Origin of the sequence: Marinifilum sp. RC60d5 (assembly GCF_052400665.1) — a bacterium.
Lineage (GTDB): Bacteria > Bacteroidota > Bacteroidia > Bacteroidales > Marinifilaceae > JBQTGK01.
Genome location: NZ_JBQTGK010000003.1, coordinates 139,774 through 155,586, shown reverse-complemented (window position 1 = coordinate 155,586; position 15,813 = coordinate 139,774). Strand labels below are relative to the sequence as shown.

Sequence of the window (15,813 nt, the reverse complement as noted above, 5' to 3'; positions counted from 1 at the left end):
TAATTACTTATTTAATTCAATTTGAGCTTTCATCGTCGAAACTGCTTCGTCCATATTGTAAGCAATATTTAAAACAGAATCCAACTGAGAAATAGATACCAATCTTTCAACAGCAGGCTGCAAACCATAAAGAACAAATGTTCCATTGGCATTTTTGCACAACCTATTGGCTACAAGAATTGCACTAAGACCAGAAGAATCACAGTATGTACAGGGAGTTAAATCTAAAAGAATATTTCTCTCACCATTTCCTGATATTAGAACCAATTCTGATTTTAATGCAGGAGCAATATGAGTATCCAATTTATCTTTCAACACCTGAACTAGAGTGTATCCATCTTTCTTATCAATCTTGAAGTCCATAATCACCTTGTTTTAAATTATTTTTCGCTGTCTTTACCGCTTTCCATTTGCGATTTCAAAGCGGCTAATTCTGATATATCACCTAAGGTAGTCTTTTCTAGTGAATCTTTCACTTTTTTAACACCTTTTTTAGTTGATTTAGCAGCTTCTTTTTTCTTAGCAGTATCTTCAGCTTTCTTCACATCCTCGAAAGTTCTTGAGTGAGAAAGGATAATTCTCTTAGCAGCTTTTGAGAATTCAATTACCTTAAATGATAATTTTTCATCAATTTTAGCTTGAGATCCATCTTCTTTCACCAAGTGACGTGGAGTTGCAAATCCCTCAACACCGTAAGGAAGAGCAATAACAGCACCTTTTTCGAAAACATCTACAATAGTTCCTTCGTGAACCGAATCAGTTGTAAAGATAGTTTCGAACACATCCCATGGATTTTCTTCCAATTGTTTGTGGCCTAGACTTAATCTTCTGTTGTCTTTATCGATTTCAAGAACTTTAACTTCGATTTCAGCACCAATAGTTGTAAATTCTGCTGGATGCTTCACTTTCTTAGTCCAAGATAAATCTGAGATATGAATTAAACCATCAACACCTTCTTCGATTTCAACAAAAACACCAAAATTAGTGAAGTTGCGAACCTTAGCAGTGTGCTTAGAGTTAACAGCATATTTAGACTCAATTCCTTCCCAAGGATCTGTTTTCAATTGCTTGATACCAAGAGACATTTTTCTCTCTTCACGATCCAATGTTAAAATTTGAGCTTCTACTTCATCTCCAACTTTCATGAAATCTTGTGCAGATCTCAAGTGCTGTGACCAAGACATTTCAGAAACGTGAATTAAACCTTCAACTCCAGTAGCGATTTCAACAAATGCACCATAGTCGGCCATTACTACAACTCTACCTTTAACGTTATCTCCAACTTTCATTTCTGCATCAAGAGCATCCCATGGATGTGGAGTAAGTTGTTTAAGACCTAAAGCAATACGTTTTTTATCATCATCAAAATCAAGGATAACAACGTTCAATTTCTGATCTAGTTCTACAATCTCGCTTGGGTGAGATACTCTACCCCATGAAAGATCGGTAATGTGAATCAAACCATCAACACCACCTAAGTCAATAAATACACCGTAAGAAGTGATGTTTTTAACAGTTCCTTCAAGAACCTGACCTTTTTCAAGCTTAGCGATAATTTCTTTTTTCTGTTGTTCCAATTCAGCTTCGATAAGAGCTTTATGAGAAACAACAACATTTTTAAATTCGTGGTTGATTTTAACAACTTTGAATTCCATAGTTTTTCCTACGTAAACATCGTAGTCACGAATAGGCTTAACATCAATTTGAGATCCTGGCAAGAAAGCCTCGATTCCAAATACGTCAACGATCATACCACCTTTAGTACGACATTTGATGTAACCTTTAATAATTTCGTCGTTTTCAAGTGCTGAGTTCACACGATCCCATGAACGCAATGCACGAGCTTTTTTGTGAGAAAGAACCAATTGTCCTTTTTTATCTTCTTGACTTTCAACGTAAACTTCAACAGTATCACCTACAGTTAATTCAGGATTATATCTGAATTCATTCAAGCTTACGATACCATCTGATTTGTAACCAATATTGATTACAACTTCTCTTTTGTTTAATGAAATAACTGTACCATCAATTACTTCTTTTTCAGCAACTGTAGATAAAGTTTTATCATACATTGCTTCTAATTCTGTTCTGTTTCCACCAGAGAAACCTTCTTCGCTGGTAAACGCATCCCAATCAAATTCTGCATCTGCTGCAGAATTGTCTACTTTTTTGTTTTCTTCAACCATGTGTTAAATTACTGATTTACTAATAAATTAGACATTATATATAAAATTCCGTGCAAAATTATAAATTATTCCGGAACAAGTATCAAGTTACGACTTTTTTTTCGCAAAATTCTTCAAAATAATCTATGATTTACAGTAAGACTATCAATAAAAAAAATTAGACATTAAACTAAAGCATTTCTTTATAGATTATAAAAATCAGAACTTATAGTAAGATACTAAGCTTTTTATGTAGCTTCAAGCTTATATATCCACCATAATAAAACAAAGATTTAATTTTATGAAAATCCACAAAATTTGTTTCAAATAAATTCTCGTTTACCTTTGCGCAAAATTGAAAGAAATAGACTCTAAAATAATAGAACAATGAGTATCGAAAAAGAATTACATGCACGAAGCGGTTCAATTTGTGAACTATGCGGCGCCTCAGAAAATTTAAAAGCATACGAAGTAGCTCCATCAAACAAAACCGCAGATCAAAACATATTGATTTGTGAAACTTGCCATGAGCAAATAGAAGATGCTGATAAAATAAATGTAAACCATTGGCGTTGCTTAAACGACAGCATGTGGAGCACAGTACCTGCAGTTCAAGTTATGGCATGGAGAATGCTTAATCGCCTTCGTGACGAAGGATGGCCTCAAGATTTACTTGACATGCTTTATCTTGACGAAGAAACTATGACCTGGGCTCAAGCTACAGGCGAAGGTGAAGAGGATGAAGATGCAGTTAAACACATCGATAGTAATGGCGTTCAACTTCAAGCTGGCGATAATGTTGTTTTAATTAAAGATTTAAATGTTAAAGGTGGTGGATTTACTGCAAAAAGAGGAACCGCAGTTCGTCGTATCTCTTTGGTTCACGATAATGCTGAACACATCGAAGGACGCGTAGAAGGTCAGCACATTGTAATCCTTACTAAATATGTAAAAAAGATGTAAAATTAAGCAAGTTATCCACTTGATTGAACTAAAAAACAGAAATCTAAATCGGGTTTCTGTTTTTTTATTCAATTCTTTGAATCGATATCCAGTGTTTTCTCAAAAAACTAAGACTTAATAAACAAAACACAATTAGTAATATTAAAATTACAGAAAATACAATTTTTATTACTTCTCCTCCAATATTATTAAAAATAAAAATCGCCAAAACTGGCATAAGGGCAGTTAAAAAAGGCAGATAAGCACTAAAAAAAACATTTCCCTGCACCTTCAAAACTTCTCCATCTTTAAGCAACGAAATCTCTTTACTTCCACACCAATTTATTTTAGCAGAAAGTAAGACAGAATATTTTACCTCGAGTTCTTTTTCTTCACCATTTTTTAATTCAATAATTTTCTTGCCACCAATATAAATTGGATATGAGATTCTCTTATTAACTTTCTCGAGAGGACGTTTTATGATTATTTTCATAATGTGATTAATATAATTATATCGTACAATGCAATAACTGTAAAATCAGCACAAAATAAACCTACTAACAAAATAATATAAAACTACACTAAAAAATAAACAATACAGTTTTTTAAGTCACAACATTAATTTCATTAAATATTATAGCTCCACATAAACAAAAAATTAGCATCACCCCTTCCAGAACAGAATGCTGTAAATACTATCTTTTAAATAGAAACAATTCAATTTAAAATAAATGAACCCACTTTTTTTAGCTCAAAAAAATAAAAAAAGGAAACATCAAATACAAACACTCCCATTAGAGAAATAATAGCATTCTAATTAAAATAAATACTTTACTTAAAAAGACAAATAAATAAAACAAAATCCCTCTTCCTACGTATATTTTACACATCGATTAAAAACGCACATTAAAATTAAATCATTATAGTATATTACTTAATTTTGCTTTATTTAGTATAAAATTATCCATTTTTAAGTAAAATCATTAAAAAAACTATCTATATGAACATTACAATTGTTGGTACAGGTTACGTTGGACTCGTTTCAGGAACCTGTTTCGCCGAAACTGGCATAAATGTTACCTGCGTAGACGTAGATCAGGCTAAAATCGACAAACTTAATAAAGGGATAATTCCTATTTACGAGCCTGGACTTACCCCAATGGTAACAAATAATATGGAAAAAGGCAGATTATTTTTCTCGACAAGTTTAAAAGATAGTATTGCGGAGGCAGATGCCGTTTTTATTGCAGTAGGTACCCCCCCAGACGAAGACGGTAGCGCCGACTTAAAATACGTTTTAGGTGTCGCAAGAGAAATCGGAAGGTATACTGAACACTACATGGTTATTGTAACCAAAAGTACCGTGCCTATTGGAACAGCAAAAAAAGTTAAAGCTGCCATTCAAGAAGAACTAGACAATAGAAATTCCGATTTAACATTTGACGTTGCTTCTAACCCAGAGTTTTTAAAAGAAGGTGCTGCCATAAGCGACTTTTTAAAGCCAGACCGTGTTGTTATAGGGACCGAATCGGAAAAAGCACAAAAAGTAATGCGAAAACTTTACAAGCCTTTTTTAATGAATAACCACCCAGTTATTTTTATGGATATTCCATCGGCTGAGATGACTAAATATGCTGCCAATTCCATGCTTGCCACAAAAATATCATTTATGAATGATATTGCTAATCTGTGCGAAATTGTTGGTGCTGATGTCAATAATGTGAGAAAAGGAATTGGCTCAGATAGCAGAATTGGACATAAATTCATCTATCCTGGAACAGGTTACGGAGGTTCTTGTTTCCCTAAAGACGTTCAGGCATTAGTAAAAACTTCTGAGCAAAACGGTCATCCTTTAGAAATTTTACAATCGGTTGAAAATGTAAACAACAGACAAAAAAGTGTCCTTTACAATAAAATGATGAAACATTTCGATGGTGATTTGAAAGGTAAAAAAATTGCTATCTGGGGACTTTCATTTAAACCAAATACCGATGATATGAGAGAAGCTCCGGCTTTGGTTATCATCGATAAACTAGTAAAAGAAGGAGCAGTAGTATCAGCTTATGACCCTGTTGCTATGGAAGAGTGCGAAAGAAAAATTGGAAAAACCATTAATTATGCAAAAGACCAATACGAAGCTTTAATTGATGCCGATGCTTTAGTGGTAGTTACAGAATGGAACGAATTTAAAGTTCCTAACTTCAGAGTAATGGAAAAACTTCTAAAAAACAAACTGATTTTCGATGGAAGAAACATTTACGACACCGAAGAATTAAAAGATAACAAGTATATTTACTATTCAATTGGCCGTGCACCTATTTGTTCTTAAATTTACACTTAAATAACCATTAAATTTTAAACATCTATTCCTCCTGCCTAAAAATCAGGAGGAATTTCATAAGTATACACACATGAAAAGAGTTTTAGTAACAGGAGGTGCTGGCTTCATCGGTTCTCATCTTTGCGAAAGATTATTGAATGAAGGAAACGATGTGATCTGCATGGATAATTACTTTACAGGATCAAAAGCAAATATTTCTCATCTATTAGATAATCATTACTTTGAATTGGTTCGTCACGATGTAACAGCCCCTTACTTTGCCGAAGTAGACGAAATATACAATTTAGCTTGTCCTGCGTCGCCAGTACATTATCAATACAATCCTATTAAAACCATTAAAACTTCGGTGATGGGTGCCATTAACATGTTGGGATTAGCCAAACGTATTAATGCTAGAATCTTACAAGCCTCTACTTCTGAAGTGTATGGAGACCCAAACATTCATCCTCAAACAGAAGATTACTGGGGAAATGTAAATCCTATTGGAGTAAGATCGTGTTATGACGAAGGAAAACGTTGTGCCGAAACTCTTTTCATGGATTACCACAATCAGAACAATGTGGACATCAAAATTATCCGAATATTTAACACCTATGGACCCAACATGAATCCAGATGACGGTAGAGTTGTCTCCAACTTTATTGTACAGGCTCTAAGCAATGAAGACATCACAATTTTTGGTGATGGATTACAAACACGAAGCTTTCAGTACGTCGATGATTTAGTAGAGGGAATGTCGAGAATGATGACGACTAAAAAATCTTTTACAGGTCCAGTAAATATTGGAAATCCTAATGAGTTTACAATTATGGAATTGGCTCAAAAAGTAATCGAATTAACCAACTCAAAATCAAAAATCGTTAAGCTGGCTCTTCCAAAAGACGATCCAACTCAAAGGCAACCGAATATTAGTTTAGCTAAAAAAGAATTAAACAATTGGGAACCTAAAATACAGTTAGAAGAAGGTTTATTAAAAACAATTAAATATTTCGACACTTTGCTTTCAAAAAAATAAAATATACAAAACATTATGAATAGAGGACTTATTATTAACATATAAGTCCTTTGAACTACTTATTTTATATTTATTGATATCCATTCTGACGAAAACACTAAAAAAACTACTACCTAAAAAAACATAAGACGAGCAAATCAGAAATATCAATTTTTGAATCTTATAACACAAATTAAATTTTTACCGATGAAAGGAATCATATTAGCAGGAGGCTCCGGCACCAGATTATATCCCATCACAAAAAGCATCTCTAAGCAAATCATACCAGTTTACGATAAACCTATGATTTATTATCCTCTATCAGTATTAATGCTAACAGGAATTCGAGAAATACTTATTATTTCTACTCCAAAAGATTTGCCTCTTTACAAAGACCTTTTAGGAGATGGTAAACAATTGGGAATAAAAATTTCTTATGCCGAACAGGCTTCTCCTGATGGATTAGCTCAAGCATTTATTATTGGCGAAGAATTTATCGGAGACAGTCCGGTTTGTATGATTTTGGGAGACAACCTATACTACGGATATGAGTTTAGTAAACAATTAGAAGAATCGGCAAAATTAACTGAAGGAGCCTTAGTATTTGGCTATCATGTTACCGACCCTGAAAGATATGGAGTTGCAGAATTCGATGAAAATGGATTGGTTAAAAGCATAGAAGAAAAACCGGAAAATCCTAAATCTAATTATGCCATTACAGGACTTTATTTTTACGACAACTCTGTTGTAGAAAAAGCAAAAGCATTAAAACCATCAAAACGAGGAGAACTCGAAATAACCGACCTAAATCGTATTTACCTAAACGAAAATAAGCTTAGCCTTAAAGTTTTAGGAAGAGGGATGGCATGGTTAGACACTGGCACTCATGAAAGTATGTTGCAAGCATCGAATTTCATAGCAACAATAGAGCAGCGCCAAGGTCTAAAAGTTGCTTGTTTAGAGGAAATTGCATACCGAAATAATTTTATCGATAGAAATCAACTCTTAAAACTTGCAGAACCATTGTTGAAAAATCAATATGGAGAATATTTGTTGAGAATTGCAAACGAAGATAACAACCAATAAAACCATATAATGGAAATTATTAAAACCAACATACCCGACCTTTTAATTATAAAACCCAAAGTTTTCGAAGATGAAAGAGGATATTTTTTCGAAAGTTATAACGAAAATACATTTAAAAAACACGAACTCAATTACAATTTTGTTCAAGATAACGAATCAAAATCGGGATACGGAGTAATTAGAGGCCTACATTACCAACTGGCACCTTACTCACAAACCAAACTAGTTCGGGTTATACAAGGGAAAGTATTTGATGTCGCCGTTGACTTAAGACAAGACTCTCCTACTTATGGCAAATGGAGCGGGATAGAATTATCAGCCGAAAATAAAATACAATTCTTAATCCCAAAGGGTTTTGCTCACGGCTTTTCTGTACTTAGCGAAAAAGCCACATTTGTATACAAATGCGACAATCTTTATAATCAGAAAGCTGAACGAGGACTTAACTTTAACGATCCTTTCTTAAATATCGACTGGCTAATTGAACCCGAAAAAGCAATAATATCACCTAAAGATAAGGTTCTTCCAAACTTTATGGAAGCCGAAAAGAATTTCAAATTTGGAAAATAGCATTAGTTATGGCAAATATTTTAGTTACCGGAAGCAATGGGCAATTAGGAAGTGAGATACGAGAATTAGCTAGCAAAACAGTCGGTCTTACTTTTACTTTTACTGATATAAAAGAACTTGACATAACATCACCTGAAGCACTATCGAAATTTGTAAAAGACAAAAACTTCAGGTACCTGATTAATTGCGCAGCCTACACAAATGTTGATAAAGCAGAAGAAGATAAAGATACAGCTAGATTAATTAATGCAACCGCCGTTAAAAACCTTGCTCAATTATCTATCGATAATAATATTATACCAATACATATCTCCACAGATTATGTGTTTTCTGGCGAAGGATTTAAACCCTATACAGAAAATGAATCGACCGATCCACAAGGAATTTATGGCAAAACAAAATTCGAGGGAGAAGAATTACTAAGAAATATCTGCCAAAAGCATATTATTATTCGAACATCCTGGCTATATTCTCCTTTCGGAAAAAACTTTCTAAAAACAATGCTCAATCTAGGCCGGGACAAAACAGAATTAGGAGTAATTGTTGATCAAATAGGTACTCCTACCTATGCCCACGATTTGGCTTTTAGTATTCTTAAAATCATTGAAAATATCGATAAAAATAAAGACTTTAAAGATTATGGAACCTACCATTACTCAAACGAAGGAGTCTGTAGTTGGTTCGATTTTGCAAGTGAAATACAAATAGCCGCAAATAATAATTGTAAAATAAATACAATCGAAAGTAAAGATTTTGAGTGCTTAGCGAAAAGACCTTACTACAGTGTCTTGAATAAATCAAAAATTAAACATATTTTTGATCTCGATATTCCACATTGGAGGGTAAGGATATCTCATTGTATAAATCGAATAATAAGTTAACTAAAAGAAACCTTTTCGGACATGAACAAATCGGAAATCTTAGAAAGTGTTATTGAAAAAGCCAACTCTTGGCTAGAGGGGAGTTATGATGAGGCAACCAAAAATGCCGTAAAATCACTGCTTGAGCAGGATGATCAGACCAATTTAATTGATTCTTTTTATAAAGATTTAGAATTTGGTACCGGTGGACTTAGAGGTAAAATGGGACCAGGAACCAATAGAATGAATATTTATACTGTTGGTGCTGCAACTCAGGGTTTGGCTAACTATTTAAACAAATCGTTCCCAGGCGAAGAAATTTCCATTTGTATTGGATATGACTGTAGAAATAATAGTAAGCTATATTCAGATACTGTAGCTAACATTTTTTCGGCCAACGGAATAAAGGCATATATTTTTGATGATTTACGCCCTACTCCGGAAATGTCATTTGCCATTCGCCATTTAGGTTGTAAATCTGGTGTTATCATTACAGCATCACACAACCCAAAAGAATACAATGGTTATAAAGCATATTGGGAAGATGGATCTCAGTTGGTACCTCCACACGACAAAAATGTAATTGCCGAAGTTAAAGCTGTAAAAGTTGAAGATATCAAATTTAAAGGTAATCCTGATTTAATTGAAGTACTGGGCGAAGATATGGATAAACTATATCTTGATACGGTTAAAACACTAACACTATCGCCGGAAGCAATTAAAAACCAGAAAAATCTTAAAATTGTATTTACGCCACTACACGGAACAACCGTTAAGCTAGTTCCCGACTCACTTGCTAATTTCGGATTCGAAAATGTAATTCACATTCCTGAGCAAGATGTTGTTGACGGAAATTTTCCAACTGTCTGGTCTGCCAATCCTGAAGAGCCAGAAGCCCTTAAAATGGCTGTAGATAAAGCAGAAGAAGTTAATGCCGATTTAGTTATGGCATGCGATCCTGATGGTGATAGATTGGGAATATCTGTTAAAAATGACAAAGGAGAATGGGAAATTATTAATGGAAACCAAACAGCTCTCATTTTTACATACTATCTAATAAAACGCAAAAAAGAATTAGGTCTTCTTACAGGTAACGATTATGTTGTTAAAACAATTGTAACAACCGAGTTATTTAAAGATGTAGCCGAAAAAAATAATGTACAATGCTTTGATGCCTACACTGGATTTAAATGGATTGCCGATGTAATGCGTAAAAATCCTGAAAAAAATTACGTAGGTGGTGGCGAAGAATCATTTGGGTATATGCCTGGAGATTTTACCCGCGATAAAGATGCAGTATCGGCTTGCAGTGTTATGGCTGAGATAGCTGCCTGGGCTAAAGATCAAAATAAAAATCTTTTTGATATCCTAAAAGAAATTTACATTGAGTACGGATTTTCGAAAGAAAAAATGATTTATATTGTGCGCGAAGGTCTGCAAGGATCGCAGGAAATTAGCCAAATGATGCACGATTACAGACACAATACTCCCAAAGAGATTAATGGCTCTAAAATGATTTTGGTAAAAGATTATACCACTAGAAAAGCTACTAATCCAATTACCGGAGAAACTACTGATCTCGATTTTGAGACTACTGCAGATGTACTTCAGTTCTATCTTGAAGATGGTACAAAAATATCTGTACGTCCGTCGGGAACCGAGCCAAAAATTAAATTTTATTTCGAAGTACGTGAAACATTAGGTTGTGTAACTGAATTTTATGCAACCGAAGAAAAGGCCAATAAAAAAATCGAAGGAATTATTAATTCTTTGAAATTAAACTAATAAATTTAGGGTAGCCTATGCTACCCTATGCTTTTTACTTATGGAAACTACAAAAACCATTCTATCTGTTGATGACTCACCAATTAACAATAAATTGATTGAGGCATATTTTAGACGTGATTACACTGTAATATCAAAAGAAGGCGGACAGCAAGCTCTAGACTGGCTGGAAGACAATATGCCAGATGTGATATTATTGGATATCATGATGCCTTTTATGGATGGCATTGAAGTTCTTGAACGAATTCAGGCTAACGACAGATTACGAGAAATTCCCGTAATTATGGTTACTGCAAAAACCGAAATGGAAAGTATTAAGGCTACTCTTAGCATGGGAGCTCAGGATTACGTAAAAAAACCAATCGATTTTACCGAACTACAAACCAAAGTACTTATTGCCTTTCAAATTAATGAACAAAAGCAGGAAATCAGTAAGTACAAATCATACTACGATATTCATCAGGGCATGATTCATGCACAAAGAATACAAAGATCAATTCTTCCTGATTATGAAAACTTTAGAAGACTATTCCCAAAATCATTTATCATTAATCTGCCTAAACATATTGTAGGTGGAGATTTTTATTGGATACAGCAAAGTTACCACAAAAAAAGCATTGGTTTGTTCGATTGTACTGGACATGGGGTACCTGCAGCAATGCTTACAGTTATGGGACAAATGGAACTTCATACATTATCTCAAAATGGAAATGAAGTAAATGCCGAACAGGTTTTTCCTCTTTTAAGCAGAAAGTTTAGTCAAATTTTAAATACCTCTGGCGATACCTATACTCAATATGATGGAATGGATGGAGTATTTTGCTCATTTTATCCACAGGATAATATTTTAGAATTTGTTGGAGCAAAACGATCTCTGGTCATTATTCGCAAAAACAACGGTCAACTTATTGTGGATAATGAGAATTTTGAAGCTAGAATATCGGATGCTGACTTCTCTCTATTCGAAATTCTTGGTGACAGAAACTCCATTAGCAAAGAATCCGAATTTGTTGAATTTACAAGTAAGAAAATAAAAATTCAGCAAGGAGACCGAATCTTTCTTTATAGCGATGGCATAACTGACCAATTGGGAGGCGATCAACAAAAAAGATTAAAAAGAAAAGAATTCTTCGAAAAATTACTGGCCATTCAAAATAAATCTATCAACCTGCAAAAGTCTGATATATTTAACTGGCTGGAACATTGGAAACAAAACAACGAGCAAACCGATGATATTTTAATGATTGGAATAGAATTTTAATATTAATATTCTTCCTCATTTGGAAAAAATTCTTTCTTAAAGTTTACCAAATAAAGCTTCTCTGTAGATCGGGTTAAAGCTGTGTATAACCATCTGTAGTACTCTCTATTCAGAAGTTCATCGGTAAGGTATCCCTGATCTACAAAAACAGCCTTCCATTGCCCTCCCTGAGCTTTATGACAAGTAACTGCATAAGCAAATTTAACCTGAAGCGCATTAAAAAATTTATCATTACGAACTTTTTCGTATCGTTTTTTCTTTACTTTAATATCTGCATAATCCTCGGCAATGGTAAAAAACAGTTTCCTGTTCTCTTCGTAGCCTAATGATGCGGTTTCAATATCCAAAGTATCAAGCATAATCATTGTATCCAATTCTATATCATTATAGTCTGGAAAACGTACAGTTACTTCGGCATACCTAAAACCATACATTTCGGTATGTTTTCGAATTCTTACAATTTCACAAATATCACCATTAGCTATAAAATCGAGATTTTCAATATCGTGAGCCCAAAAATAATTATTCTTTACAACCATTAATAAATCACCTGCTGATATCTCCTCTTCACGATAAAGTACTGTATTTCTAATACCCTGGTTAAAACGGTTTGCCCGTTTATTAGAGCGACTAATCACAATTGTATCTTCAACCCCATATTTATAATGTGCCGACGAAATTTCCTCAATAAGGTCTGCACCGGTAATTTTAAAGATATCAGGAAACTTATGTGTCGATAATTCAGGAAATCCACTCAAATTATTGCGCAACATTTTTCTAAGTTCGGTAGCATTTAATAAAATACCCGATTCCTTATTTTGTCGAACAACCTGTGTTAATACCAACTCCTCAATCTCTAAATTATAGCATGCTCTTAATTCATTCGAATCGAGGGCTGGACTAATATCTAATCCAACGGGGGGCAACTGAGCCGAATCGCCAATTAAAATTAACTTACAATTTTCGGCAGAATATACATAACCAATTAAGTCATCTAACAAACATCCCGATCCAAACACACTTGCTTCTGGTGAATAATTAGAGATCATCGATGCCTCATCAACTAAAAACACCGTATTTTTATGCAAATTTCTATCTTTTACAAATATACCTTCGGCATCGGCCAAAGATTTTTGCCTATAAATTTTCTTATGAATTGTAAAAGCAGACTTTTTTGAATACTGACTCAACACTTTTGCAGCCCTTCCTGTGGGTGCAAGAAGGACAGTATTGATCTTCATTTCGGTTAAAGTAGTAACCAAAGCACTTACTAAAGTTGTTTTTCCTGTTCCGGCATACCCTTTTAACAAAAATATTTTTTGGCTTTCTTGCTGCGTCACAAAATCAGCTAAACCAACTATAGCCTTAGTTTGATCACTAGTAGGAGTAAACTTAAGGTGTTCCCTGATCTTGTTTGCCACATGATTTTTTATCATTTCTGTTAAATTTTGTTGGATATAAAAATAGCCAAATAGATTTTTTTTTTAAATTTGCAGACAAACTTACACAAACTAATAAGAATAAAAATGAAAAAAGTCTTTCAAATCTTACTTGCTATAGCCATTGTTGCACTTGCTTACTTAAGCTACCAGAGCATAAACAAACCTCTTGAATTTGGTAAAATTAAGAAGCAACGTTACGACAGAATTATCACTCAGTTGAAGGATATTCGTAAAGCACAGGGAGCGTATAAGGATGTAAATGGTAAATATACTGGAAGTTTCGATACTTTAATTAGCTTTATTAAAACAGATTCGATGCCATTGATTAAATCTATGGGAACATTAACTGATGAGCAATACGAAGCTGGTATGACTGAAAAAGAAGCTGTAAAGAAAGGATTCATTACTCGTGATACTATTATGATTGCGGCTCTTGATACTATCTTTGGAAAAGATTATCCAATTGAAAATTTAAGATATATACCGTTTACCAAAGGAAAACATCAATTCAAATTAGGAGCTGGAATTTTTATTACAGGATCTAAAGTTAAAGTTCCAGTTTTTGAAGCTAGAGTATCTAACATGATTATTTTTGAAGATGTTAAAGATCAATATTTAGATGAACTAAAAGAAGAAAACGGTAACCGTATGCGTTTAAACAAATACCCAGGCTTGATGGTTGGTTCTCTTGAAGAAGCTAACAATAACGCAGGTAACTGGGAGTAATCCTAAATTATATGGACGACCTAATATTTGTTGAGTCTACTTTTGATAAAAGCAAAACTGAAGAATATAATTTATCCATCCGAGTTGGCTCGGATGGATTTTCTTTTTCTATACTCAACGTAAATAAAAAATGTTTAGCCTTAAAACGCTTTAAAACATTTAGCCAAAACTCCGACATTGAACTTCTAAACTCCTTTAAAGAGCAAATTAGAAATAGCGAATTACTTAACTTAAAATATAAAGCTGTTTCTATTTTATGGATATCTGATAAATCAATTCTTATTCCAAATGAATTTTTCACAAAGGAATTCGCTTTTAACAGCTACCAAATTTGCCATGAGTTAAGACAGGCTGAAACTTTAAATTGGAATAAAATAGACCTATTAGAGGCATATAGTGTATTTCCAATACTTGTAAGCTTAAAAGAATTGCTACACAAACAATTTCCTCAAGCTGCTATTTATCATCACACCCACCCTTTCTACATAAATGCAATGAAAGAAAGCATGGAAGATAACCACCCAAGTGTGTTTGTTAATATCCATCAGGATTTTTTCCATGTAATTATACCCGATCAGGGCAAAAAGCATTTCATTAATAGTTTTTCTTACAAAGAAGATTCCGATCTGGCCTACTACATTTTAAACATCTACAAACAACAAAAGCTAAATAACGAAAGAAGCAAGCTTATTGTAAATGGCTTAGTTCAGGAAAAAAGTAAGGTAATTCTATTATTAAAAAAATATTTGGCCGATGTTGAAGTAAAGCATCTACCTGCCGAATTAAGAATAAAAAATATAATTCCTCTCGAGGAATACAATCAATTCATTAACCTTTTAAATTTAAGCGAGTGCGAATAGTTAGCGGAACTCATAAAGGCAGAAGAATAAGTCCGGATAAAAGTTTTAAGGCAAGACCTACAACCGACTTTGCAAAAGAAAATTTATTCAATGTTTTAAACAACATGATAGATTTAGACGGTTTAAGCGTTCTTGATTTATTTGGAGGTACTGGTGGCATTAGCTACGAATTTGCATCGAGAGGAGCTGAAAAAGTGATTTGCGTTGAATTAAACCACCGCCATTTTGCTTTTATTCAAAAAACCATTGATAATTTAGGATTCGAACAAATTCTACCAATTAAATCGGATGTATTTCGCTTCGTAAAAAGCTGTCGCCAGAAATTTGACATGATATTTGCCGATCCACCTTACGATTTAAAAAAACTTGATTCAATTCCTGATTCAATTCTGGAAAAAGAGATATTAACAGAAAATGGTATTTTAATATTAGAACACGGTTCAACAAACGATTTCTCCAAACATCCTAACTTTATGGAAAAACGCAGTTATGGCAGTGTAAACTTTAGCTTCTTCGAACTAAAAAAAGAAAACTAGTTTCTATAAACTCATGATTTAAAAGCGATCCTAAACAAGTCTTTAGTGATCGTTTTTTTTAACACTATATCCCAAATTCTATTTATCTGATTCTTTCGGATATAAATCTGTAATTTTTAGCGCATTAAAAAAGCCTTCTACTCTAATGAATCGAAGGCTTATATTTTTAGCGGTCCGGACGAGACTCGAACTCGCGACCCCATGCGTGACAGGCATGTATTCTAACCAACTGAACTACCGGACCA

The 15,813-nt window shown here is 33.7% G+C and carries 15 protein-coding genes and 1 tRNA gene; 11 read left to right on the top strand and 5 right to left on the bottom strand.

Annotation, left to right across the window (positions count from 1 at the left end; genetic code table 11):
• Positions 1-3: 3 nt before the first annotated feature.
• Together ACT3CE_RS08200 and rpsA are read right to left on the bottom strand one after the other, a co-directional pair.
• Complete coding sequence (locus ACT3CE_RS08200) at positions 4-363, bottom strand: STAS domain-containing protein (protein ID WP_152734754.1); 360 nt, start codon at positions 361-363, stop codon at positions 4-6.
• Positions 364-380: 17 nt separating this feature from the next.
• Positions 381-2,186 carry a 30S ribosomal protein S1 gene (rpsA, locus tag ACT3CE_RS08195; RefSeq protein WP_444709282.1) on the bottom strand — a complete coding sequence of 602 codons (1,806 nt, stop codon included), beginning with the start codon at positions 2,184-2,186 and terminating at the stop codon, positions 381-383.
• A gap of 366 nt (positions 2,187-2,552) precedes the next feature.
• Here rpsA and ACT3CE_RS08190 point away from each other — a divergent pair, with 366 nt between their 5' ends.
• Positions 2,553-3,128, top strand: a complete 576-nt coding sequence (locus tag ACT3CE_RS08190; protein ID WP_444709281.1) for a PhnA domain-containing protein — start codon at positions 2,553-2,555, stop codon at positions 3,126-3,128.
• 64 nt (positions 3,129-3,192) lie between these two features.
• Here ACT3CE_RS08190 and ACT3CE_RS08185 read toward each other — a convergent pair whose 3' ends face one another.
• Complete coding sequence (locus ACT3CE_RS08185; protein WP_444709280.1) at positions 3,193-3,600, bottom strand: hypothetical protein; 408 nt, start codon at positions 3,598-3,600, stop codon at positions 3,193-3,195.
• Between the two features lie 507 nt (positions 3,601-4,107).
• Here ACT3CE_RS08185 and ACT3CE_RS08180 point away from each other — a divergent pair.
• From ACT3CE_RS08180 to ACT3CE_RS08150, 7 genes are all read left to right on the top strand, one after another.
• A complete protein-coding gene (locus ACT3CE_RS08180; RefSeq protein WP_444709279.1) occupies positions 4,108-5,436 on the top strand; it encodes a UDP-glucose dehydrogenase family protein in 1,329 nt (442 codons plus the stop codon).
• A gap of 82 nt (positions 5,437-5,518) precedes the next feature.
• Positions 5,519-6,463 (top strand): UDP-glucuronic acid decarboxylase family protein, encoded by a 945-nt coding sequence (locus ACT3CE_RS08175; RefSeq protein WP_444709278.1) that lies wholly within the window; start codon positions 5,519-5,521, stop codon positions 6,461-6,463.
• Between the two features lie 186 nt (positions 6,464-6,649).
• Complete coding sequence (gene rfbA / locus ACT3CE_RS08170) at positions 6,650-7,528, top strand: glucose-1-phosphate thymidylyltransferase RfbA (protein WP_444709277.1); 879 nt, start codon at positions 6,650-6,652, stop codon at positions 7,526-7,528.
• Between the two features lie 9 nt (positions 7,529-7,537).
• Positions 7,538-8,098, top strand: coding sequence for a dTDP-4-dehydrorhamnose 3,5-epimerase (rfbC, locus tag ACT3CE_RS08165; RefSeq protein ID WP_444709276.1), 561 nt, complete (start codon positions 7,538-7,540; stop codon positions 8,096-8,098).
• 8 nt (positions 8,099-8,106) lie between these two features.
• On the top strand, positions 8,107-8,979 hold the full coding sequence (gene rfbD / locus ACT3CE_RS08160; protein ID WP_444709275.1) for a dTDP-4-dehydrorhamnose reductase: 873 nt from the start codon (positions 8,107-8,109) through the stop codon (positions 8,977-8,979).
• A gap of 21 nt (positions 8,980-9,000) precedes the next feature.
• Entirely contained in the window at positions 9,001-10,743 is a 1,743-nt protein-coding gene (locus ACT3CE_RS08155) for a phospho-sugar mutase (protein WP_444709274.1), read from the top strand.
• 40 nt (positions 10,744-10,783) lie between these two features.
• On the top strand, positions 10,784-12,004 hold the full coding sequence (locus ACT3CE_RS08150; protein WP_444709273.1) for a PP2C family protein-serine/threonine phosphatase: 1,221 nt from the start codon (positions 10,784-10,786) through the stop codon (positions 12,002-12,004).
• Positions 12,005-12,006: 2 nt separating this feature from the next.
• On the opposite strand, the gene ACT3CE_RS08145 is transcribed toward ACT3CE_RS08150, so the two are convergent.
• Positions 12,007-13,440, bottom strand: coding sequence for an ATP-dependent DNA helicase (locus ACT3CE_RS08145; RefSeq protein ID WP_444709272.1), 1,434 nt, complete (start codon positions 13,438-13,440; stop codon positions 12,007-12,009).
• 90 nt (positions 13,441-13,530) lie between these two features.
• Here ACT3CE_RS08145 and ACT3CE_RS08140 point away from each other — a divergent pair, with 90 nt between their 5' ends.
• From ACT3CE_RS08140 to ACT3CE_RS08130, 3 genes are read left to right on the top strand one after another with little or no spacing between them, the layout of a single operon-like run.
• On the top strand, positions 13,531-14,172 hold the full coding sequence (locus ACT3CE_RS08140) for a hypothetical protein (RefSeq protein WP_444709271.1): 642 nt from the start codon (positions 13,531-13,533) through the stop codon (positions 14,170-14,172).
• 11 nt (positions 14,173-14,183) lie between these two features.
• Entirely contained in the window at positions 14,184-15,032 is an 849-nt protein-coding gene (locus ACT3CE_RS08135) for a DUF3822 family protein (protein ID WP_444709270.1), read from the top strand.
• Entirely contained in the window at positions 15,023-15,568 is a 546-nt protein-coding gene (locus ACT3CE_RS08130; RefSeq protein WP_444709269.1) for an RsmD family RNA methyltransferase, read from the top strand. Before ACT3CE_RS08135 ends, ACT3CE_RS08130 begins: the two co-directional genes overlap by 10 nt.
• 170 nt (positions 15,569-15,738) lie before the next feature.
• Here the strand turns inward: ACT3CE_RS08130 and ACT3CE_RS08125 are convergent.
• A tRNA-Asp gene (locus ACT3CE_RS08125) sits at positions 15,739-15,812 on the bottom strand.
• Between the last annotated feature and the right edge of the window lies 1 nt (position 15,813).